Origin of the sequence: Nonomuraea marmarensis (assembly GCF_043197025.1) — a bacterium.
GTDB classification, from domain to species: Bacteria; Actinomycetota; Actinomycetes; order Streptosporangiales; family Streptosporangiaceae; genus Nonomuraea; species Nonomuraea marmarensis.
Genome location: NZ_JBICRM010000009.1, coordinates 116,625 through 138,932 on the forward strand (window position 1 = coordinate 116,625; position 22,308 = coordinate 138,932).

Sequence of the window (22,308 nt, forward strand, 5' to 3'; positions counted from 1 at the left end):
GGAAAGGGCGGTGGCCTGGTGGCGCAGTCTAGGGCGACGGTTGTGCCGGGCGTCGGCGGTCCGGACTGTTTGATGCTCTATGTGGGGGTATGCGGCATTTGTGCCCCGTCGGTAAGGAGACACCATGAAGGCAGTCACCTGGCACGGCAAACGCGACGTACGGGTCGAGGAGGTCCCGGACCCGGCCATCAAGGAGCCCAACGACGCGGTCATCAGGGTGACCAGCACCGGGATCTGCGGCTCCGACCTGCACCTGTACGAAGTGCTCGGCCCGTTCATGACCGAGGGCGACATCCTCGGGCACGAGGCCATGGGCGTCGTCGAGGAGGTCGGGTCGTCGATCATCAACATCCGGCCCGGCGACCGCGTGGTCATCCCGTTCAACATCTCCTGCGGCCACTGCCACATGTGCGGCATGGAGCTCTACGCGCAGTGCGAGACCACCCAGGTGCGCGAGCAGGGCAGCGGCGCCGCCCTGTTCGGCTACACGAAGCTGTACGGCCAGGTGCCCGGCGGGCAGGCCCAGTACCTGCGGGTGCCCGAGGCCCAGTTCGGCCCGATCAAGGTGCCAGAAGGCCCTCCTGACGAACGGTTCCTCTACCTGTCCGACGTGCTGCCGACCGCCTGGCAGGCCGTCGCGTTCGCGCACATTCCCGAGGGCGGCAGCGTCGCCGTCTTCGGCCTCGGCCCCGTCGGCCAGATGTGCGCCCGCATCGCCCGCCACCTCGGATACCGGGTGATCGGCGTGGACGGCATCACGCAGCGCCTGGAGATGGCCCGCCGCCACGGCATCGAGGTCATCGACGCGAGCGAGGTCACCCACGTGCCCGACGAGATCCGCGAGCGGACCTCGGGGCGCGGCACGGACTCGGTCATCGACGCGGTGGGCATGGAGGCCCACGGCTCGCCCGCCGGCAAGATCGCCCAGACGCTCACGGGGATGCTGCCCGGCGCGGTGGCCGCGCCGCTGATGACGCACACGGGCATCGACCGCCTGGCGGCGCTCAACCAGGCCATCGACGCGGTACGGCGCGGCGGCGTCATCTCCGTCGTCGGCGTCTACGGCGGCATGACGGATCCCATGCCGATGATGCGCATGTTCGACAAGGGCATCTCGATGCGCATGGGCCAGGCCCACGTCCGGCGGTGGACCAGCGCGCTGCTGCCGCTGGTGACCGACGACGCCGATCCGCTCGGCGTGCTGGATCTGACCACCCATCGCATGCCGCTGGAGCAGGCGCCGATGGCGTACGAGATGTTCCAGAAGAAGGTCGACGGCGCGGTCAAGATCCTGCTCCAGCCGTAATCGGGCAGGTCAGAAGCGTTTCGCCGCCCGGGGAGCGGGCAGCGGAGCGTTCATGAGAATCGTTGTGGTCGGAGCCACCGGGAATGTCGGCACGAGTGTGGTGCGCGCGCTGGCCGCGGACGCCGGCGTGACCTCGATCGTGGGGGTCGCCCGCCGGCTGCCCGGGTGGCGGATCGACCGCACCGACTGGCGGCAGGCCGACGTGGCCACCGGCGACCTGACGCGGATCTTCGAGGGCGCGGACGCGGTGGTGCATCTCGCGTGGTTGTTCCAGCCGCTCAGGGACCCGGCGACGACGTGGCGGGCGAACGTGCTGGGCAGCATGCGGGTGTTCCGCGCGGTCGCCGAGGCGGGGGTGCCCGCGCTGGTCCACGCGTCGTCCGTGGGGGCGTACTCGCCGGGGCCCAAGGATCGGCCCGTGGACGAGAGCTGGCCCACGCACGGCTGGCCGGGCGCCGCGTACGGGCGGGAGAAAGCCTACGTCGAGCGGGTGCTCGACGTCTTCGAGCACGATCATCCGGGCATCCGGGTGGTGCGGATGCGGCCCGGGTTCATCTTCCAGCGGGTGGCGGCGACCGAGCAGCGCAGGTTGCTCGCGGGGCCGCTCGTGCCGCGGCGGCTGGTCAGGACGGGGCGGATTCCCTTCGTGCCGGACATTCCCGGCCTGCGGTTGCAGGTCCTGCATGCCGAGGACGCGGCCGAGGCGTACCGGCTGGCCGTCACCAAGCCGGTGAAGGGCGCGTTCAACCTCGCCGCCGAGCCCGTGCTCGACCCGCACGACCTGGCCAAGCTGCTCGGCACCCGTACGGTGCGGGTCCCGCGCGGGCTGGCCAGGGCGGTCGTGGCGGCGGGCTGGCACCTGCGGCTGGTGCCCGCCGCGCCGGGGCTGCTGGAGCTGGTCCTGCGCATCCCGATCATGAAGACGGACCGGGCCAGGGACGTGCTGGGCTGGACGCCGCGGCACTCGGCGTGGGAGGCGATGCGGGAGATGTTCGACGGGCTGCATGACGGCGCCGGCATGGACACCGCGCCGCTGGCACCCGACGGCGGGCCCGTCGACCGGATCCGGGAGCTCGCGACGGGCATTGGCGGACATCCGTAAAGGGCGCCCGTAGTCACGGTCGTAAATGAGGACGGCGTGTAGTTCCCCTTCGCGGGGGAAGGGGAGACAACTACGCGAGGTCCTGAAGCGAGGCCTACGTGTCGGGATGACACGGAGGAGCGACATGGACCTGCTGATCAGCCAGCCTTTCACTTTCCACGACATCACCAAGCTGCGCCGCGGCGTGGCCGAGCTGGCCGCGAGCCGCGGGTTGCACGGTCACCGGCTGGACGACTTCGTCCTGGCCGTGCACGAGAGCATCGTCAACGTCGTGGAGCACGCGGGCGGGCACGGGCACTTCAGGTTGTGGACGGACAACGGCGCGATCAGCGCGGAGACGACCGATCGCGGGTCCGGCATCCCCGACGGATACGTCAACCGCCACCGGCGGCCGTCCATCCTCGGCAACGCCGGCAGGGGGATCTACCTCATCCGCCGGTTGTGCGACACGGCCGACTTCCGCACCGGCCCCGGCGGCACGACGGTCCGGCTCACCATGCGGTTACCGCGGGAGCCCGTTCCGGGAGGTCACAAGGCCATGCGGCGGATCAGGGTCACGGCCTGCGTCAGGCATTCGTTCGGCCGCTTCACCGCCTGATCCCGCCGTCTGACCTGGCTGGAGGCCAGGTAGGCTCAAGCCGTGAGCGGCGAAATGCTTTTTCCCGGGATCATCTCTCCCGTCCGGCGCATCGGGCGGCGCGAGTTCGATTTCGAGCGCCAGGTCGCCATCATGGCCATCGTCAACAGGACGCCCAACTCCTTCCACGACCAGGGCCGCACGTACGCGCTCGAAAGCGCCGTCGCGGCGGCCGCCAAGGCCGTGGCCGACGGGGCCGACTGGGTGGACATCGGCGGCTACGCCTTCAGCGCGGACCAGGCGCAGATCGCCGTCGAGGCGGAGATCGAGCGGGTCGTCCCCGTCATCGCCGAGGTCAGGGCCGCCACCGACGCCGTGATCTCCGTCGACACGCACAGGGCCGAGGTGGCGCGGGCGGCCATCGAGGCCGGCGCCGACGTCATCAACGACACCAACGGCCTGCGCGAGCCGGGCATGGCCGAGGTCGCCGCCGTGGCCGGCGTCAGTGTGGTCGTCACGCACAGCCTCGGCGGCCCCGGCCAGCGGGTCTCCCGGCCGAGCTACGCCGACGTCGTCTCCGAGGTGGCGGACTTCCTGCGCGAGCGGGTCTCGCACGCGCTGAAGGCGGGCATCGCCGCCGACAAGATCATCATCGACCCCGGCCACGACCTGAACAAGAACACCTTCCACTCCCTGGAGCTGACGCGCCGGCTGGAGGAGATCACCGCGATCGGATACCCGACGCTGGTGGCGCTGTCCAACAAGGACTTCATCGGCGAGACCCTCGACCGGCCGCAGGGGGAGCGGAAGGAGGGCACGATCGCCGCCAACGTCGTCTCCATCATCAAGGGCGCCCGCATCCTGCGCGTGCACGACGTGGCCGCGACGGTCGCGTCCGTACGCATGACCGAGGCCGTGCTCGGCTGGCGCGGCCCGATCGCCCCCGTCCACAACCTCGTGTGAGGAGAGCCCTACGTGACCGAGCGCAAGCCAACCGGCGTCCCCTTCGAGAGCTGGATCGACAGGCAGATCCGCGAGGCGGAGGACCGCGGCGAGTTCGACGACCTGCCGGGCGCGGGCAAACCCCTCCCGGGCCTCGACCGGGATCACGACGAGATGTGGTGGATCAAGCAGAAGGTGGAGAGCGAGGGCTTGTCGATGCCCCTGCCGCCCACGCTGGCGTTGCGCAAGCAGGCGGAGGAGGCGCTGGCCGAGGCGCGCGGGGCCAGGTCGGAGACCGAGGTGCGGCGGATCATCGAGGAGATCAACGGCAAGATCCGCCAGGCGATCAGGACGGGGTTGTCGGGGCCGCCGCTCAACCTGATGCCCTTCGACGCCGACCAGATCGTGTCGGAGTGGCGCCGCGTCCGATAGAGCAGGGCCCGATAGAGAAGGGGCCCGGCACGCCGCCAGGGCCCCTTCCGGTAGACGAGGGATCCGGGTCAGGCGGGCCCCTCCGAGAGACCCGGGTCAGGCGGGTCGCTCGGGCTCATGAGGGGCCCGGATCCGGTCCGGGCCCCTTTTCGGTCGGCTAGTTGATGGGCGGGTAGGCGTTCCTGAGCAGCTCCTGGAACTGCGCGGAGAACCAGCGGCCCGACAGCGGCGCGTTGGGCAGCGCGCCCGACATGTTGTTGCCGTTCAGGCTGTTGCCGGTGTAGGTCGGGTCGCACATCCGGTCGAACTTCTTGCCCTCGTCGTTCGGGATGTCCGTGCTCGCGCCGTCCGACTCGCCGGGAGGTTTGACCCAGACGTAGGCGTCCATGCCGGACTCGGGGCTGGCGGTGGGCCGCGCGCCCATGCCCGCGCCGCTCTGGTTGCACCAGTTGCCGGCGTGGATGCGGCGGTCGATGCGCGACTGGTTGACGAACGTGTCCAGGACCGTCGAGGTGCTCGGGCCGGTCGGGCGGGCGCTGCCGCCCCAGCCGTTGCGCGAGGTGTCGATCAGCATGCCGAGCCCCTGCCTGAAGCCCTTGCCGATGAGCGCGGTACGCAGGGCCTGGGCGAAGCTGAGCTCGTCCACGTAGAAGTTCCAGTCGACCCACTTGGACTGCCGGACCGACTGGCCGTTCACCGTCGTGTTGATGTTGAAGTACAGCTCCCTGGTCGCGGAGGTGTTCGCGGTGTTGACGATGAAGCCGTCCACGCTGTCCACGCCCGCGGTGGTGCCGGCGGCGGTGTTGTAGAAGATGTTGACCGACGGGTTGAAGTTCGTGTCCCAGCCCAGCCAGGCGTGGTGGGCGGCGTCGATGTAGGTGTAGACGTTGGTGATGGCGTGCAGCTTGTTCAGCGCGTACTGGACGCCCTGGACGTACGCGCCGGTCGAGTTGGCCTCGGCGCACTTGGCGAAGCTGAGGTTGGTGACCAGGTTCGGCAGCGAGTCGGGTTCGATGATCGTGACGATGCGCAGGTTCGCGTACTTGGAGTCGGCCATGATGGCCGCGATCGGGTCGATGTACTCGGTCTTGTAGCGGTTGAGGCCGTTCTCGGCGATGAGCAGCTCACCGTTGGAGGCCAGCGCCGAGCAGTCGCGGTTGGGCAGGTCGTAGATGACGAACTGGACGGTCAGCGGCGCGGAGCCGTTGGCGGCGTCCTGGGTGAGGGCCGCGTCCAGGTGGGCGCGCAGGCCCATGGCCGAGGAGGAGCCGGCGATGGCCGCGATGCGGTCCAGCCACACGGCCGTGGAGGTGTTGGCCACCGCGGAGCCGCCGGGCTCGGCCGTCGCCTTGGCCCGCCATTCGGAGTTCACGTAGCCGGTGGCGCCGGCGTACGGGTTCTCGGCGTGGGTGCCGGGGGTGGGCCCGCCGTCGTCGTCGGCCTCGGTGGCGGTGACCGTTCTGGAGGTCAGGCCGGTGGCGGCGACGGTGAAGGGGCGGGTGCCGTTGGTCGTGTCGGAGTCCTGCGCGGCGGCCAGGGTGACCGGCTGCGTGGTGTTCCAGTTCGACGGGGTGAAGGTGAGGCTGCCGCCGGCGGAGACGGTCAGGTTGGTGTCGCCGCTGCCCGCCGTCGAGGTGACGGTCACGTTCGCGGAGGGCTGCGCGGCCAGCCGCACGGTGTAGCCGGCGGTGCCGCCTTCCGGCACGGTGACCGAGGTCGGTGTCACGACGATCGACTGCGCCACCACGGCGTCGTCGTCCACCTCGGTCGCGTTGACCGTGGCGGCGGTGACGCCGGTGCCGCCGACGGTGAAGGCGGCCGTGCCCGCGGTGGTGTCGCTGTCCTGGGCCGCGGCCAGGGTCACCGTCTGGGCGGTGTTCCAGTTGGACGGGGTGAAGGTCAGCGAGCCGCCCGAGCCGACGGTCAGGTCCGTGTCACCGCTGGCCCGGGTGGTGGTGACGGTCACGTTGGCGCTCGGCGCGGCGGAGAGCCTGGCCGTGAACGTGGCCGTGCCGCCCTCGTTCACCGCGACCGCGCTGGCCGAGGTGACCACGGACGGGGTGGTGGGGGTCGTGCCGCCGCAGGTCGTGCCGTTGACGCTGAACGACGTCGGGCTCGGGTTGCTGCCCGTCCAGGTGCCGTTGAACCCGATGTTGGTCGAGGCACCGGTGCCCAGACTGCCGTTGTACGGCATGTTCGTGGCGGTCACGCGGGTGCCCGACTGGCTCCAGTTCGCACCCCAGCCCGTCGGCGTGTACTTCTGGCCGGTGGTCGGGAAGTCGAAGGCCAGCGACCACGACGTGATCGGGTCACCGGTGTTCTTCAACGTGATGCTCGCGGTGAAACCGCCCTGACCAGGGCTGCTCGTCCACGAGTTGGCTGTGTAGGTCACGTCGCAGGCGACGGCGGCGTTCGCGGCCGTACCCTGGCCGACGACGAGCCCTAACGCCGCGACACTCGCGGCGGTCACGGTCACGGCCCATTTGCGAAGGCCGCGTTGGAGTCTCACGAGCGATCATCTCCAGTGCTAGGTGGCTGGGAGCGCTCCCATGGTGAGCCGGACTCGCAGCCATGTACAGAGGGCGGCCCGCGCGGAGCTGCCCGCCGCCCCGCATGCTCGCTGAATGCCCCGGAACGCGGATGAAACTTTCATCCCGGGCAGCCTGGTGAGAGGAAACACGGGGGTTACCGGGATGCCATTCCGTTGACATACGCGGGATGGCACCGACAATCCCCTTTGGGAGCGCTCCCACACACCTACTCCCATGGAGATCCCGTGAAGCACAGACCTCCTTCCCTTCTGACGCGCTTATCGAGGCGGCTCGCCGTGGCCACGACGCTCGTCCTCGTCGCGGGCATGACCACGGCCGTGGCGGCCGGTCCCGCCCAGGCGGCCGTGGCTTGCGACGTGACGTACACGGCCAACCAGTGGACGAGTGGCACCAATCAGGGCGGCTTCACCGCCAGCATCACGTTGAAGAACACCGGAGACCCCATCACGTCGTGGTCGCTGGCCTTCGACTTCCCGACCACCGGCCAGAAGTACACCCCGACCGGCTGGAGCGCCAACTGGAGCCAGTCGGGCACCCGCGTGACCGCCACGAACATGCCGTACAACGGCAGTCTGGGCACCGGTGCCTCGACCAACATCGGGTTCAACGGCACCTGGACGGGCAGCAACCCGAGCCCGACCTCGTTCAGCGTCAACGGCACCACCTGCGGCGGCGCCAACACGCCGCCCACCGTGTCGCTGACCTCGCCGACCGCCGGGCAGACGTTCACCGCGCCGGCCACCGTGCCGATCGCCGCGAACGCCGCCGACGCCAACGGCACGGTCGCCAAGGTCGACTTCTACCAGGGCACCACGCTGCTGGGCACCGACACCTCGGCGCCGTACAGCTTCAGCTGGGCGAACGTGGCGGCGGGCAGCTACTCGATCACCGCCAGGGCCACCGACAACGGCGGCGCGACCACGACCTCGGCGCCCGTCGGGATCACGGTCTCGCAGAACACGGGTCCCGCGCTCGTGGTGAGCCCGACGAGCCTGTCCGTGCCGGAGGCGGGGACGGCGAGCTTCGGGGTGCGGTTGTCGCAGGCGCCCACGGCGAACGTGACGGTCTCGGTCGCCCGCGCCAGCGGTGACGCCGACCTCACGGTCTCGGGCACCGCCACCCGGACCTTCACGCCGTCCAACTGGAACACCGCGCAGAACGTCACGCTGGCCGCGGCCAACGACTCCGACACGGCGAGCGGCTCGGCCGTGTTCAGGGTGAGCGCCACCGGCTACACCGCGGTGGACGTCACCGCCAGCGAGGCGGACGACGACGTCGGCGGCGACAACCAGTACGTGCAGCGCTTCGTCGAGATGTACAACGAGCTGCACGACCCGGCCAACGGTTACTTCTCGCCCGAGGGCGTGCCGTACCACTCGGTCGAGACGTTCATGGTCGAGGCGCCGGACCACGGGCACGAGACCACGTCCGAGGCCTACAGCTACTACCTGTGGCTGGAGGCGACCTACGGGCAGGTCACCGGCGACTGGACGAAGTTCAACAACGCGTGGGCGTCGATGGAGAGGTACATCATCCCGGCCACCGCCGACCAGCCGACGAACTCCTTCTACAACGCGTCGAAGCCGGCCACGTACGCGGCCGAGTACAACACGATCAGCAGCTACCCGTCGCAGATCGACTCCGGCGTCTCGGTGGGCACTGACCCGCTGGCCGGTGAGCTGCAGAGCGCGTACGGCACCCGCGACATCTACGGCATGCACTGGCTGCTGGACGTCGACAACACCTACGGCTTCGGCCGTTGCGGCGACGGCACGACCAAGCCCGCCTACATCAACACCTACCAGCGCGGTCCCGAGGAGTCGGTCTTCGAGACGATCCCGCAGCCGTCGTGCGACACCTTCGCCCACGGCGGGACCAACGGCTACCTGGACCTGTTCATCAAGGACAGCTCCTACGCCAAGCAGTGGAAGTACACCAACGCCCCCGACGCCGACGCGCGGGCCGTGCAGGCCGCCTACTGGGCGCTGACCTGGGCCAAGGCGCAGGGCAAGGACTCGCAGATCTCCGCGACGGTGACCAAGGCCGCCAAGATGGGCGACTACCTGCGCTACTCGATGTACGACAAGTACTTCAAGCAGCCCGGCTGCACGAGCCCCTCGTGCCCGGCCGGCACCGGCAAGAACGCCTCCAACTACCTGCTGAGCTGGTACTACGCCTGGGGCGGCGCGACCGACGCCAGCGCGGGATGGGCCTGGCGCATCGGCTCCAGCCACAACCACGCCGGCTACCAGAACCCGCTGGCGGCCTGGGCGCTGGCGAACGTGACCGAGCTCAAGCCCAAGAGCTCGACCGGCTCGGCCGACTGGACGGCCAGCCTGACCAGGCAGCTGCAGTTCTACACCTGGCTGCAGTCCGCCGAGGGCGCCATCGCCGGTGGCGCGACCAACAGCTGGGACGGTCACTACGCGGCCCCGCCGACGACCCTGCCGAAGTTCTTCGGTATGGCCTATGACTGGCAGCCGGTCTACCACGACCCGCCGTCCAACCAGTGGTTCGGGTTCCAGGCATGGTCGATGGAGCGGGTGGCCGAGCTCTACTACGCCAACGGCAACGCCGACGCCAAGGCGCTGCTCGACAAGTGGGTCACGTGGGCCATGGCCAACACCACGATCAACGCGGACGGCACGTACCAGATCCCGTCCACGCTGCGCTGGACCGGCCAGCCCGCGGGCAACTTCAGTGGCACCGGGATGCCCCCGGCCAACCCCGGCCTGCACGTGACGATCGCCGACTACACCAACGACGTGGGCGTCGCCGGCGCGTACGCCAAGGTGCTCATGTACTACGCCGCCAAGGCGAACAACACGGCGGCGCGGAACATGGCCAAGTCGCTGCTCGACGGCGTCTGGGCGAAGCGGGACGCCAAGGGCGTGTCGGTGCCGGAGACCAAGACCGACTACAACCGCATCGACGACCCGGTCTACGTACCGCCGGGCTGGAACGGCGAGATGCCCAACGGCGACGCCATCAACTCCAACTCGACGTTCATCTCGATCAGGTCGTTCTACCGCAACGACCCCGACTGGGCCAAGGTCAACTCCTTCCTGCAGGGCACGGGACCGGCGCCGGTGTTCAACTACCACCGGTTCTGGGCGCAGGTGGACGTGGCCGTCGCCCTCGCCGAGTACGGGCGGCTCTTCCCGTGAGAAGAGCACTGATAGCCGTGGTGTCGCTGGTCCTGCCCCTTCTGTGGGCAGGGCCGGCGGCCCACGCCGCTCCTGCCTTCGCCTATGGCGAGGCGCTGCAGAAGTCGTTGTGGTTCTACGAGGCCCAGCAGTCGGGCGCGAAGCCCGCGTGGAGCCGCGTCGGGTGGCGCGGCGACTCGGGCATGAACGACGGCAAGGACGTCGGAGTGGATCTCACGGGCGGCTGGTACGACGCGGGCGACCACGTCAAGTTCGGCTTCCCGATGGCGTTCTCCGCCACGATGCTGGCCTGGGGCGCGGTCGACTACCGCGACGCCTACGCCTCCTCCGGCCAGCTCACCCACCTGCTGAACAATCTCAAGTTCGTCAACGACTACTTCATCAAGGCCCACCCCTCCGCCAACGTGCTCTACGGCCAGGTCGGCAACGGCGGCACGGACCACGCCTGGTGGGGTCCGGCCGAGGCGATGTCGATGGCGCGGCCCGCGTACAAGATCGACGCGTCGTGTGGCGGGTCGGATCTGGCGGGGGAGACGGCGGCCGCGATGGCGGCGTCCTCGATCGTCTTCCGCCCGACAAATCCGTCTTATGCCGACACGCTGGTGACGCACGCCAAGCAGCTCTACTCCTTCGCCGACACCGTCAGGAAGAAGTACAGCGACTGCATCGGCGACGCCCAGGGTTACTACAACTCGTGGAGCGGCTTCAACGACGAGCTGGTGTGGGGCGCGATCTGGCTCTACCGGGCCACGAACGACGCCTCCTATCTGGCCAAGGCCGAGACCGGCTACGACAACCTCGGCAACGAGCCGCAGACCACCACCAAGTCGTACAAGTGGACGATCGCGTGGGACGACAAGTCGTACGGCGCGTACGTGCTGCTGCACAAGCTGACCGGCAAGCAGCGCTACCTGGACGACGCCAACCGGTGGCTCGACTGGTGGACGGTCGGCGTCAACGGCGCCAAGGTGGCGTACTCGCCGGGCGGTCAGGCCGTACTGGATCGGTGGGGGTCGTTGCGGTACGCGGCCAACACCGCGTTCGCGGCGCTCGTGCACAGTGACACCATCACCGATGCCACGCGCAAGGCCCGCTACCACGACTTCGCGGTGCGGCAGATCAACTACGCGCTCGGCGACAACCCGCGCAACTCCTCCTACCTGATCGGGTTCGGCGCCAACCCGCCGAAGAACCCGCACCACCGCACGGCGCACGGCTCGTGGACCGACCAGATCACCAATCCCGAGCAGAGCCGCCACACCCTGTACGGAGCGCTCGTCGGCGGACCGCCCGACCCGAACGACGCCTACACCGACAAGCGCGACGACTACGTCATGAACGAGGTCGCCACCGACTACAACGCCGGGTTCACCAGCGCGCTGGCCCGGCTCTACAAGGAGTACGGCGGAGCGCCCGCGGCGAACTTCCCGGTGGCGGAGACGCCGGACGGGCCCGAGATCTTCGTCGAGGCCGGGGTGAACGCCTCGGGGACCAACTTCACCGAGATCAAGGCCATCGTCCGCAACCAGTCGGCCTGGCCCGCCAGGGTCCTGTCCGACGGCTCGTTCCGCTACTACTTCACCCTTGACGGCACCACGACCGCTTCGCAGATCAGCGTGTCGTCGGCCTACACGCAGTGCAAGGCGCCCACGCTGCACCAGGCGAGCGGCAGCACGTACTACGTGAACATCGACTGCTCGGGCCAGGTCATCGCCCCGGCGGGGCAGTCGCAGCACCGCAGGGAGGTGCAGTTCAGGATCTCCAGCGCGGGCACGTGGGACCCGGCCAACGACTGGTCGTATCGGGGCATCCCCACCACACCCGGCACGACGCCCGTGCGGACCCAGAACATCACTCTCTACAGCGGCGCCACCAAGATCTGGGGTGAGCCCCCTGGGCCGGAGGAAGCGGACCAGACTGCGCCCAGCAAACCGGGCAAGCCCGCGGTCTCCGGGATCACGGGCTCAACCGCGAAGCTGAGCTGGACCGCCGCCACGGACAACGTTGGTGTGAGTGGCTATGACGTCTACCTGGGGTCCACCAAGGCAGGCACGGCCACGAGCGCGTCCTTCGACCTGAGCGGGCTCACCCCTAACACCGCCTACACAGTCAACGTGGTGGCTCGGGACGCGGCGGGCAACTCCTCCACGGCGTCGGACAGCACGTCGTTCACCACCTCGAACACCACCACGCCGCCGCCCGGCGGGTGCGCGGCGACGTACAACGTGGCGAACTCGTGGGGCGGCGCGTTCCAGGCCGAGGTGACGGTGAAGAACAACGGCACCGCCGCCACCACCGGCTGGACGGTCACCTGGACGTCTGCGAACCAGATCACCCAGCTCTGGGGCGGCCGGCACACGGTGTCGGGTTCCACCGTCACCGTCAGGAACGAGACGTACAACGGCGCGCTCGCCCCGGGCGGCACCACCACGTTCGGCTTCATCGCCAACGGCACACCCACCACCCCCGATCCGATCACCTGCACCCCCGCCTGAGTGAAGACCCCGCCCCCGTCGCAGCCGCGGCGGGGGCGGTTCCACAGCTCAGTGAAAGGCAGCACATGAGATCACTGCTCACCGCACTGGCGTGTCTCCTGGCCCTGCTGGCCATACCGGCCGCCCCCGCGAACGCCGCGACCGGCCTGCACGTCAGCGGCACGAAGATCCTGGAGGCCAACGGCCAGGAGTTCGTCATGCGCGGCACCAGCCACGCGCACACCTGGTACGCCACGCAGACCAAGGCGTTCGCCGACATCAAGTCGCTGAAGGCCAACACCGTGCGCGTCGTGCTCAGCGGCGGCCGCTGGCCCGCCAACTCGGTCTCCGACGTGGCCAACGTCGTCTCCCTCTGCAAGCAGAACAAGCTCATCTGCGTGCTGGAGAACCACGACACCACCGGGTACGGCGAGCAGAGCGGCGCCTACACCCTGGACCAGGCCGCCAACTACTGGATCAGCGTCAAGTCCGCCCTGGTCGGCCAGGAGGACTACATCATCGTCAACATCGGGAACGAGCCGATCGGCAACAACGCCGTCACCCCCGGCTGGGCCGCCGCCACCACGGCCGCGATCCAGAAGCTGCGCACCAACGGCTTCGACCACGCGCTGATGGTCGACGCGCCCAACTGGGGCCAGGACTGGCAGTTCGGCATGCGCGACAACGCGCGGGCGGTCTTCGACAGCGACCCGAGGAAGAACACGATCTTCTCCATCCACATGTACGGCGTCTTCGACACGGCTGCGGAGATCACCGCCTACATGGACGCGTTCAGGACCGCCGGGCTGCCGCTGGTGGTCGGCGAGTTCGGGTTCAACCACTCCGACGGCAACCCGGACGAGGACACGATCATGGCCCAGTCCGTGAGCCGCGGCCTCGGTTACCTGGGCTGGTCGTGGAGCGGCAACGGCGGCGGCGTCGAGTACCTCGACCAGGTCACCAACTTCGACGTCACCCAGCTCACCTCGTGGGGGCAGCGGCTGTTCAACGGCGCCAACGGCATCGCGGCCACCTCCAAGCAGGCCTCGATCTACGGCGGCGGCACCACCGACCCGACCCCGCCGAGCACTCCCGGCACCCCGTCGGCCTCGAACATCACCTCGTCGGGGGCCACCCTGACCTGGACGGCCGCGACGGACAACGTGGGCGTGACCGGATACGACGTCTACACCTCGACCGGCACGCCGCTCGGCACCACCGCCACGAACTCGATCACGCTGACCGGGTTGTCGGCGGCGACCGCGTACCAGGTGTACGTGAAGGCCAGGGACGCGGCGGGCAACCAGTCCGCGCAGTCCCCGACCGCCTCCTTCACCACACTGAGCGGCGGCGGCGGTGGCGGCGGCTGCACGGCCGCGGGCACCGCGCAGAGCCACTGGGGCAACGGCTACGTCGTGCAGCCCGTGACCGTGACCAACACCAGCACCTCGGCCAGGACGAGCTGGACGGTGACGTTCACGCTGCCCGCCGGGCACACGCTCACCGGCTCCTGGAACGCCACGGTGACGGTCAGCGGCCAGACCGTGACGGCCAAGAACCTGAGCTACAACGGCAACCTGGGGCCCAACGCTTCGACGAGTTTCGGTCTGCAGGCCAGCCGGCCGAACGGCAACACGTCCATTCCCTCCGGCTACACCTGTGCGAACTGACCTGAGGAGGTGAGGCGAAGCATCAACCCTGCCTAACGACACCATCCCGCCCGGATGGGACGGACGCGGCCGATTCCTCCAGTCGGCCGCGTCCGTTTGTGTTCTTATTTGGCTTGGGCGAACCTCTGACGCGCCGCATCGATCGCGGCGTCGTCCTGGAACTCGGCCAACGCCTCGGCGTGGTAGCGCGCGGGGATGAGCTGCCTGACCCGCTCGGGGTAGCCCACGCCCGGCTCCGGCACCTTCACCAGGGGCGGGATGCCGAGGCGGACGGCGATCGGGCCCGAGGCGCGCACGGAGTACGACCAGTCGCTGCTGTCGCCGGTGATCGCGCACATGTGGCGGGCGTAGACCCACTTCACCTCGACGAGGGAGGACGCGTCGGCCGGCTCGGTCCCGAAGGGCTCCACCGCGCACACGACGCGCGAGTCGAAGTCGTGGCCGTGCGCATGGTGCTCCTCGGGCGAGGACTGCTCCAGTATCCGCGTCACCTCGGCGGCGAGCTCATCGTTCAGCCGGGACGACTCCTGCCTGGCGGCGAAAAGCATCACCCCGGCCAGGGTCAGGCCGGCCAGGGTGACGATTGCCGCGACTAGCCCGCGACGCGTTCTGATCACGGGCTGGAGCAGGTCAGGGTGGGTGCGGGGCTCGGTATCGAGCCGGTGGCGTTGAAGCCGAACGTGGTGGTCGCGTTCGGCGCGAGTTGCGCGTTGTACGTGGCGTTCTTGACGGCCACGTTCGGTGGCTGGCCGCTCAGCACGCCGTTCCACGGCGCGCCCTCGAAGCCCTGGCCGCCGCTGTAGGTCCACCTGACCGTCCAGCCGTTGAGCGAGCTGGTGCTGGTGTTGCGCACGGTCACCTCACCCTGGAAGTGGCCGGCCCAGCCGGTGTTGGTGGCCTTCCACGTCGCCGAGCAGCCGCCCGGCACGGGGTCGGTCGGCGTGACCGTCGGCGTGACCGTCGGAGTGGCGGTGGGGGTGCTGCCGCCGGGGCCGACACCCGTCACCTGGCCGTTGCCGCCGTCGAAGACGACGTCGGAGCAGCTGTAGAAGTTCTCGTTGCTGTCCGAGCGGATCCAGTGCGTGTAGATGATGTGCCGCCCGCTCTTGCCGGACGGGAGCTGGGCGTTCCAGTAGTAGTAGTTGAGCCCGCCGGGACCGCCGTTGGCGGGCGGGTTCGTGACGCTGCCGAACGGCTCCAGGTCCGACCACTTCAGCGGTGCGTTCGGGTTCCAGCCGTTCTTGGTGATGTAGTAGTTGAACGCGCCCGGGTGCTGCGCCCAGTTGCTGTGCCGCATCTGGATGCTGGCGCCCGAGGTCAAGTGGGTCAGCGGCCAGTCGGAGCGGACCGCGTTGTAGGCCGTGAAGTCGTAGGGCCCGCCGGTGCCGCCGCTGCAGAGCTGCCCGTCGGGGATGAAGCCGGTGGTCCGGCCCGCGCCGTCGGAGCGCAGCACCGCGAACCAGTTGTACAGGGGGGTCGCGCCGCTCTGGTTGACGGCGGCCGCGCAGGCGGGGTTGTAGGGGATGATCTGCCCGTTCTCCCGCAGGCCGTCCTGCCAGCACAGGAACGTCCTGGCGCCGGGGAACATCGACACCCCGTGCGCCTGTGCCTGCGTGGGCACCATTAGGACAGTCGTGATCAGAACCATGACGGCGGTGAGCGCCGCCGACTTGAATAACCTCATGGGGATTCCCTAGCGCTGACGACAGAGGAACCTGCCCACGAACAGCCCGCCCGGCCAGCGCATTGAATCATGCCTCTCACGGCTTCGACAACGCGCTGTGAAACTTTCAGCCGATCTTGGTCACGGTTGCCCTGGTGGCCTGCCCCGGCGCAGGTGTACGCGGTCGTGTGCGCTTGCCGTACGTGGACGGCCCCGGAAGGCTGATGGGTGGGAGCGCTCCCAGCATCTCCCTCGTACACAGAAGCGGGAGCAACATGCCATGAGGCACGCGCACATCTACCTGATCATCGGGGCGTTACTCGCCACCGGCCTGTTCGCCGCCCCGGCACAGGCCGCCCCGGTGCTGTGCGAGAAGTTCGGCTCGACCACCGTCCAGAGCGGCCGTTACGTCGTGATCAACAACGTCTGGGGCGCCGACACCGCACAATGCATCGACGTCAACCAGAACGGGGGCTTCACGGTCACCCAGGCCGCGCACAACAAGCCGACGAACGGAGCCCCGGCCTCGTACCCGGCGATCTACGCGGGCTGCCACTACGCCAACTGCAGCACCGGCAGCAACCTGCCCATGCAGGCCAGCGCCTCCGCGTTCAACTCGCTGCGGACCAGCGTGAGCATGAGCTACCCGAGCAGCGGCACCTGGGACGCGGCCTACGACATCTGGTTCGACCCCACCCCGCGCACCGACGGCCAGAACACCGGCGCCGAGATGATGATCTGGCTCAACAAGCAGGGCTCGATCCAGCCCGTCGGCTCGCAGGTCGGCACCGTGAACCTGGCGGGCGGCACCTGGCAGGTCTGGTTCGGCAACTCCGGCTGGAACGTGATCTCGTACGTGCGCACCTCGGCGGCCTCCTCGCTCGACTTCACGATCAACACCTTCTACGCCGACGCGGTCAGCCGCGGCTACGCGCAGCGGTCGTGGTACCTCACCAGCGTGCAGGCCGGCTTCGAGCCCTGGATCGGCGGCGCGGGACTCGCGGTCAACTCCTTCTCCTACGGCTCGTCGGGCGGCGGCACGGACACCACGGCGCCGAGCGTGCCCGGCAACCCGACCACCTCCGGCACCACCTCGACCAGCACGAACCTGTCGTGGGGAGCCGCCACCGACACCGGCGGCAGCGGCCTGGCCGGCTACGACATCCTGCGCGCGACCGGCGACGCCTTCGCCAGGGTCGGCAGCAGCACCACGACCTCCTTCACCGACACGGGGCTGCTCCCCGCCACCACCTACCGCTACCGGATCCAGGCCAGGGACGGCGCGGGCAACCTCTCACAGATGTCCGGCACGGCCACCGTGACCACCCAGACGGGCGGGGGCGGCGGCGGAGGTTGCGCGGTCGCCGCCACCACCCAGACCGCCTGGAACAACGGCTACGTCATCCAGCCGGTGACCGTCACCAACCGCGGCACCTCGGCGATCAGCGGCTGGACGGTCACCTTCACGCTCCCGGCCGGGCACACGATCACCGGCTCCTGGAACGCGAACCTCTCCGTCAACGGCCAGACCGTCACGGCCAGGAACAACGGCAACAACGGCAACCTGGGGCCGAACGCCGCCACGAGCTTCGGCTACCAGGCGAGCAGGCCCAACGGCAACACGCAGGTCCCCTCGGGCTACACCTGCCGGAGCTCGGCCTAAGGCTCGCCAGGCCGTGCTTTGCGAGGGGCACGGTCGGGCGACTCGAGGGGTACGGCTGGTGCTGCCGTACCCCTCCTCACTCCCGTTTCAGCGCGGCGTCGATGACGTCGAGCCTGGCCTGCAGCTCGCTCAGGCAGGCGGGCGAGAGCCGGCCCTCCCGCAGGCGGTCGGAGAGCTTGCGGCGCAGGCCCTCCGTATCCGACTCGTACGGGCCCTGCGGCGTCACGGTGGCGTACAGCACCTGCTTGAGGTCGAGCACCACGTCGGCGTCGGTCGCGCCGCAGGGTGTCTTGGCCTCAAGGACGGTCTGGAAGCCGTCCAGCGCCTGCTCGACGGTCACCGCCGCGGCCGGCGAGCTCTCGACGAGCGTGGCCGTGGGGGACGGCGGCGGCTTGGCCGCCCTCTCCGGCTGCTGCAGCCCCGTCTGCTGGAACCACAGCAGGGCGGAGAGCGCGATCGCCGCCGACCCCGCGACGGTGAGGCCGCGCCGGACGTGCCGCCCTAGCGTCGCCGTGCCGAGCGTGGAGGTCAGCGCCGCGACGATCTCCGCCGCCGTGGGCCGCTCCTCCGGCCGGTCCGCCAGGCAGCGCTGGCAGAGCGAGGCGACGGCGTGCGGCACGCCGGCGATCCGGGGCGGGGGAGCCGTCCTGCGGGCCGCCTCGATCTCCTCCCACGTCGTCTCCGGGTACGGCGTCCGCCCGGTGATCATGGTGTGCAGCAGCACGCCGAGGGCGTAGACGTCGACCGCGGAATGGGTCGGCGCGCCCAGGAGCCGTTCGGGGGCGACGTAGGGAGGGGTGCCGCGGTCGTCGTCGGGATCTCCGGCCCAGGCCGCGATGCCGAAGTCGAGCAGCTTGGGGCCGTCGGCGGTGAGCAGCACGTTCTCCGCCGTGACGTCCCGGTGGACCAGGCCGCGGGCGTGCCCGGCCATCAGGACCCGCGCCAGCCGCAGCGCGATGGCCGCCGCCTCGGTCCACGGCAGCGGGCCCTGCTCGACGCGTTCGGCCAGCGGTGTGCCGTCGAGCAGCGGCATGACCACGTAGGCCGCCACGCCGCCGTTCGTGGTGACGGTCTCGCCGTAGTCGTAGATCTCGATCGAGTCCGGATGGATGAACCTGGCGGCGGCGCGGGCCTCGCTGCGTACGCTGACGCGTTCGCCGTGGTCGGCGTGCAGCGAGGCGGTGAGCACCTTGACCGCGATCATGCGGTGCAGCGACTGGTCGAAGGCACGCCAGATGACCGACATGCCCCCGCGGGCCAGCGGATCCAGCAACAGATACCGGCGGGCCAGCACATCCCCAGGCTCAAGCCGACTCACGGACGACCAGTTCCGTGGGGAGGACGGGGTCGATCCCCGCGGCCCCCGTCAGGAGCAGCCGGGTGGCTACCGTGGCGAGCTCCTCGACGGGCTGGCGGATGGTGGTGAGTGTGGGTTGGGTGTGCCTGGCGACCGGGGCGTCGTCGAACCCGATCACCGCGACGTCCGCCGGAACCTTGCGCCCGGCCCTGCGCAGTGCCTGGATCGCGCCCGCCGCCATCAGGTCGGAGGCGACGAAGACGGCGTCCAGTCCTGGGGCGTGGCGTAACAGCCACTGCATGGCGTGGGTGCCGGACGCGGCGGTGAAGTCGCCGTAGGCCACCGGCACGTCGGGGGCGCCCGCCGCCTGCAGGGTGCGTACGAGGCCCTGCAATCGATCGCGGGCGGCGGGTAAGGACGGGGGGCCGCCGATGGCGGCGACGTTGCGGCGGCCGGTCAGCAGGAAGTGCTCCGCCGCCTGGCGGCCGCCGTCGAGGTTGTCGACGTCGGCGTACGGGAGCTTGAGGTCGTGGGGCGGGCGGCCGATGTTGCGCACGGGGATGCCCGAGGTGGATAACTTGATCGCCAGCGGATGCCTCTCTCTGGCGCCCACGATCAACACCGCGCCCGATAAGGCGGGCAGCGTGGACGAGGTCGGGGTGACGGTGGTCACCATGAGGTGGGTGCCGTGCTCGGCGATCACGGCGCCCGCGGCGGACAGGAGCCTGGCGTAGTAGGGCTCGGAGAAGAGGCGGGGGAGGTGGTCACAGATCACCGCTGTGACGCCGTCGGCCAGGGTCTTGGCGGCCGTTCCCCGTGGTGCGCGTTGTCGGACGTATCCCATGCGGGACACGGCGTCGTACACTTGCCGGCGGGTCGAGGTACTGACCCGCACCGAGCCCGTGAGGACCCGAGACGCGGTCGCGGGGGAAACCCCTGCAGCGGCCGCCACCTGTGCCAGTGTGGGCTGCTCGGTCATGGAGCACCTCGCGGAAAGAGCCTGGGAGCGCTCCCACGTTACCAATGTTTCGCCGTTGTTAATAGGGCCTTTGCAGCGAGTGCGTCCCACTGTGCGGACGTATTCCGAATTTGCTCAGCTAGGGGCGGTGGTAACCGTCAGAGGTTTCTGTGCCGGGCCGCCCGGACAGGCCGATGCCCGGGCGGCTGGGGTCAGTTGTTCTGGGCGGTGCCTATGTTCGCCTCGTCCAGCGGGCCGTTCGTGCCGTTGTCGCCCCCCGGGTCGGGCTGCGTCCGGACGGGCTGGCAGCTCTGGCCGCAACCGCCGAAGCGGGCTGTGTTCACCGGGGTGAAGTCGGTCGGCGGGACGTCCTTCAACGCGGCCAGCATGGTGTCCTTCCAGATCGGCCCCGGCACGGACGCGCCGAAGACCGAGCCGTAGTACCGGCCGCCGATGGTGATGTTGTTCAGCTTGTGGTCGTTCGCGCCGCGCGGGTCGCCGATGCTGACCGCCCCCGCCAGGTCCGGGGTGAATCCGGCGAACCAGGCGGTGGACTGGGCGTCCGTGGTGCCGGTCTTGCCGGCCGCCGGGCGGCCGATGCCGCCGACACTCCGCATCGTGCCCTTGGTGAACACGCCGGACAGGATGTTCGCCGCGGCGTCCGCGACCTCGGGGTCCAAGGCCTGCTTGCACTTGGGCTGGTAGTTGGTCACCTTGCCGTAGCGATCAGTGATCTTGGTGATGGCCATGGGCGCGCAGTACTTGCCGCGCGCTCCGACCGCGGCGTACGCGTTGGCGACGGTCACCGGGTCCATCTCGTTGATCCCGAGGGTGAACGTCTCGTACTCCTGCAGCTTCTGGCCGTCGGCCCGCTTGATGCCCAGCGACTGGGCCGTCTTGATCACGTTGCACAGGCCGACCTTCTGCTCCAGCGTCAGGAAGAAGGTGTTCACCGAGCCCCAGGTGCCGGTGGCCAGCGACTTGAAGCCGCCGCCGCCCTCGTCGTTGGTGACGGTGTGCGAGGGGTCGCCGATGTTCTCGCCCTTGCAGTTCTTGAACGAGGAGTAGTACGGCGCCCGGTAGCCGCTGCCGACCGTGAAGCCATCGTTGATCTTCATGCCCTGCTTGAGCGCGGTGAGCAGGGTGAACGTCTTGAACGTCGAGCCGGCCTGGAAGCCGATGCCGCCGCCGTGCACGGCGTCCGCGACCACGTTGTACGACATTTCGTTCTTACGCTTGGAATTTCCGTACTTGCGGCTGGCGGCCATGGCCTTGATCTGGCCCGTGCCCGGCTGCACCAGGGCCTCGGAGGCGACCGGGTTGTCGGAGGCGTTCACGTGCTTCTTGATGGCCTGCTCGGCGGCATGCTGCATCTCCGGGTCCAGCGTGGTCTGGATCGTCAGGCCGCCCCTGTTGAGGAACTGCGTCCTGCTCTTCTTCGTCTTGCCGAAGACCGGGTTGCTGAGGATCTCGTTGCGCACGTACATGCAGAAGTACGGATAGTCGCTGGCCCCGCAACCGCCGGGCAGCGGGGTGCCCTTGTATCCGAGCTTCTTGGCCTTGGCCTCGGTGGCCTCCGCCGTCGTGATCTTGCCCAGCTCGGCCATCCTGTTGAGCACGGTGTCGCGCCGGTTCAGGAGCCGCGCCCGCTGGTCCTTGCCCAGGTTGGGGTCGGTCGAGTTGGGGTCCTGGACGGCGCCGGCCAGGGTCGCGGCCTGCGCCAGGTTCAGCTCGGACGCGTTCACCCCGAAGAAGCGCTTGGCCGCCGCCTCCACCCCGTAGGCGCCGCCGCCGAAGTAGGCGATGTTGAGGTACTTCTCCAGGATCTGGTCCTTGGTGTACTTCGCCTCGACCGCCATCGCGTACCGCAGTTCCTTGAGCTTACGGGCGTAGCTGGCCTCGAGGGCCGCGTTCTTCTCCTTCTCGGTCGACGCCGAGTTGAGCAGCACCTGCTTGACGTACTGCTGGGTGATGGAGGAGCCGCCCTGGGCGATCCCGCCCGAGGTCACGTTCTTGGCCAGGGCGCGGACGGTGCCCTCGATGTCGATCGCGCCGTGCTCGTAGAAGCGGTAGTCCTCGATGGAGATGATGGCCGTCTTCATGGACTCGGCCACTTCGTCGAGGGTGACGTTCTCGCGGTACTCCTCGTAGAACTGCGCGATCGGGTTGCCCTTGGCGTCGAGCACCGTCGTCTTCTCAGCGAGTGGGGGCTCCTTGAGCTCCTCGGGCTTGATGCCCAGGTCCTCCGAGGCCGAGACGAACATGGCTCCCGTGCCCCCGACCGCGGGCAGCGCGATGGCCGCGAACACCACGCCGGCCGCCACCGCCGCACCGGTCAGGCGCGTGATACTCGACATACGGGAACCCATGCGGAAATTCCTCCCACTCGTGGCAATAGGGTGCATCCTAAACCCCGCCATGACCTGCTCCATGTAAAAGCTTTGACCCCGCAGAGAGCGATTTTGTTCGCGCCGCACATGGTGTTTTTGGTCACTTTTGGACGCT

At 69.3% G+C, this 22,308-nt stretch carries 15 protein-coding genes; 9 read left to right on the top strand and 6 right to left on the bottom strand.

The features are described from left to right. The first annotated feature begins 124 nt into the window (after window positions 1-124). The 5 genes from ACFLIM_RS17215 to ACFLIM_RS17235 all read left to right on the top strand — a co-directional run bounded on the left by ACFLIM_RS17215 (window position 125) and on the right by ACFLIM_RS17235 (window position 4,359). Complete coding sequence (locus ACFLIM_RS17215) at window positions 125-1,306, top strand: zinc-dependent alcohol dehydrogenase (protein WP_393166440.1); 1,182 nt, start codon at window positions 125-127, stop codon at window positions 1,304-1,306. A gap of 52 nt (window positions 1,307-1,358) precedes the next feature. Continuing rightward, window positions 1,359-2,408: an NAD-dependent epimerase/dehydratase family protein gene (locus ACFLIM_RS17220; RefSeq protein ID WP_393166442.1), complete on the top strand. Its 1,050-nt coding sequence runs from the start codon at window positions 1,359-1,361 to the stop codon at window positions 2,406-2,408. Window positions 2,409-2,532: 124 nt separating this feature from the next. Then, a complete protein-coding gene (locus ACFLIM_RS17225) occupies window positions 2,533-3,006 on the top strand; it encodes an ATP-binding protein (RefSeq protein ID WP_393166444.1) in 474 nt (157 codons plus the stop codon). 42 nt (window positions 3,007-3,048) lie between these two features. Next, the gene (gene folP, locus ACFLIM_RS17230) at window positions 3,049-3,948 is read left to right on the top strand and encodes a dihydropteroate synthase (RefSeq protein ID WP_393166446.1); all 900 of its coding nucleotides are present in this window, start codon (window positions 3,049-3,051) and stop codon (window positions 3,946-3,948) included. A gap of 12 nt (window positions 3,949-3,960) precedes the next feature. After that, entirely contained in the window at window positions 3,961-4,359 is a 399-nt protein-coding gene (locus tag ACFLIM_RS17235) for a DnaJ family domain-containing protein (RefSeq protein ID WP_393166448.1), read from the top strand. A gap of 157 nt (window positions 4,360-4,516) precedes the next feature. Here the strand turns inward: ACFLIM_RS17235 and ACFLIM_RS17240 are convergent, their stop codons facing one another. Continuing rightward, on the bottom strand, window positions 4,517-6,868 hold the full coding sequence (locus ACFLIM_RS17240) for a glycoside hydrolase family 6 protein (protein WP_393166449.1): 2,352 nt from the start codon (window positions 6,866-6,868) through the stop codon (window positions 4,517-4,519). 318 nt (window positions 6,869-7,186) lie between these two features. Between ACFLIM_RS17240 and ACFLIM_RS17245 the strand changes: the two genes are divergently transcribed. From ACFLIM_RS17245 to ACFLIM_RS17255, 3 genes are all read left to right on the top strand, one after another. Beyond that, window positions 7,187-10,078 (top strand): glycoside hydrolase family 48 protein, encoded by a 2,892-nt coding sequence (locus ACFLIM_RS17245; protein WP_393166452.1) that lies wholly within the window; start codon window positions 7,187-7,189, stop codon window positions 10,076-10,078. Next, window positions 10,021-12,573, top strand: coding sequence for a glycoside hydrolase family 9 protein (locus ACFLIM_RS17250; RefSeq protein ID WP_393166807.1), 2,553 nt, complete (start codon window positions 10,021-10,023; stop codon window positions 12,571-12,573). Before ACFLIM_RS17245 ends, ACFLIM_RS17250 begins: the two co-directional genes overlap by 58 nt. Window positions 12,574-12,638: 65 nt before the next feature. After that, on the top strand, window positions 12,639-14,222 hold the full coding sequence (locus ACFLIM_RS17255; RefSeq protein WP_393166455.1) for a cellulase family glycosylhydrolase: 1,584 nt from the start codon (window positions 12,639-12,641) through the stop codon (window positions 14,220-14,222). 104 nt (window positions 14,223-14,326) lie between these two features. On the opposite strand, the gene ACFLIM_RS17260 is transcribed toward ACFLIM_RS17255, so the two are convergent. Together ACFLIM_RS17260 and ACFLIM_RS17265 are read right to left on the bottom strand one after the other, a co-directional pair. Continuing rightward, complete coding sequence (locus tag ACFLIM_RS17260; protein ID WP_393166457.1) at window positions 14,327-14,839, bottom strand: hypothetical protein; 513 nt, start codon at window positions 14,837-14,839, stop codon at window positions 14,327-14,329. Then, entirely contained in the window at window positions 14,836-15,906 is a 1,071-nt protein-coding gene (locus ACFLIM_RS17265) for a lytic polysaccharide monooxygenase (protein ID WP_393166459.1), read from the bottom strand. Before ACFLIM_RS17265 ends, ACFLIM_RS17260 begins: the two co-directional genes overlap by 4 nt. Before the next feature lie 259 nt (window positions 15,907-16,165). Between ACFLIM_RS17265 and ACFLIM_RS17270 the strand changes: the two genes are divergently transcribed. Beyond that, on the top strand, window positions 16,166-17,548 hold the full coding sequence (locus ACFLIM_RS17270) for a GH12 family glycosyl hydrolase domain-containing protein (RefSeq protein ID WP_393166461.1): 1,383 nt from the start codon (window positions 16,166-16,168) through the stop codon (window positions 17,546-17,548). Window positions 17,549-17,624: 76 nt separating this feature from the next. Here ACFLIM_RS17270 and ACFLIM_RS17275 read toward each other — a convergent pair whose 3' ends face one another. From ACFLIM_RS17275 to ACFLIM_RS17285, 3 genes are all read right to left on the bottom strand, one after another. Continuing rightward, complete coding sequence (locus ACFLIM_RS17275) at window positions 17,625-18,866, bottom strand: serine/threonine-protein kinase (RefSeq protein ID WP_393166463.1); 1,242 nt, start codon at window positions 18,864-18,866, stop codon at window positions 17,625-17,627. Beyond that, the gene (locus tag ACFLIM_RS17280; RefSeq protein ID WP_393166465.1) at window positions 18,853-19,824 is read right to left on the bottom strand and encodes a LacI family DNA-binding transcriptional regulator; all 972 of its coding nucleotides are present in this window, start codon (window positions 19,822-19,824) and stop codon (window positions 18,853-18,855) included. Before ACFLIM_RS17280 ends, ACFLIM_RS17275 begins: the two co-directional genes overlap by 14 nt. 191 nt (window positions 19,825-20,015) lie before the next feature. Next, a complete protein-coding gene (locus ACFLIM_RS17285; RefSeq protein ID WP_393166467.1) occupies window positions 20,016-22,160 on the bottom strand; it encodes a transglycosylase domain-containing protein in 2,145 nt (714 codons plus the stop codon). Window positions 22,161-22,308 lie beyond the last annotated feature (148 nt).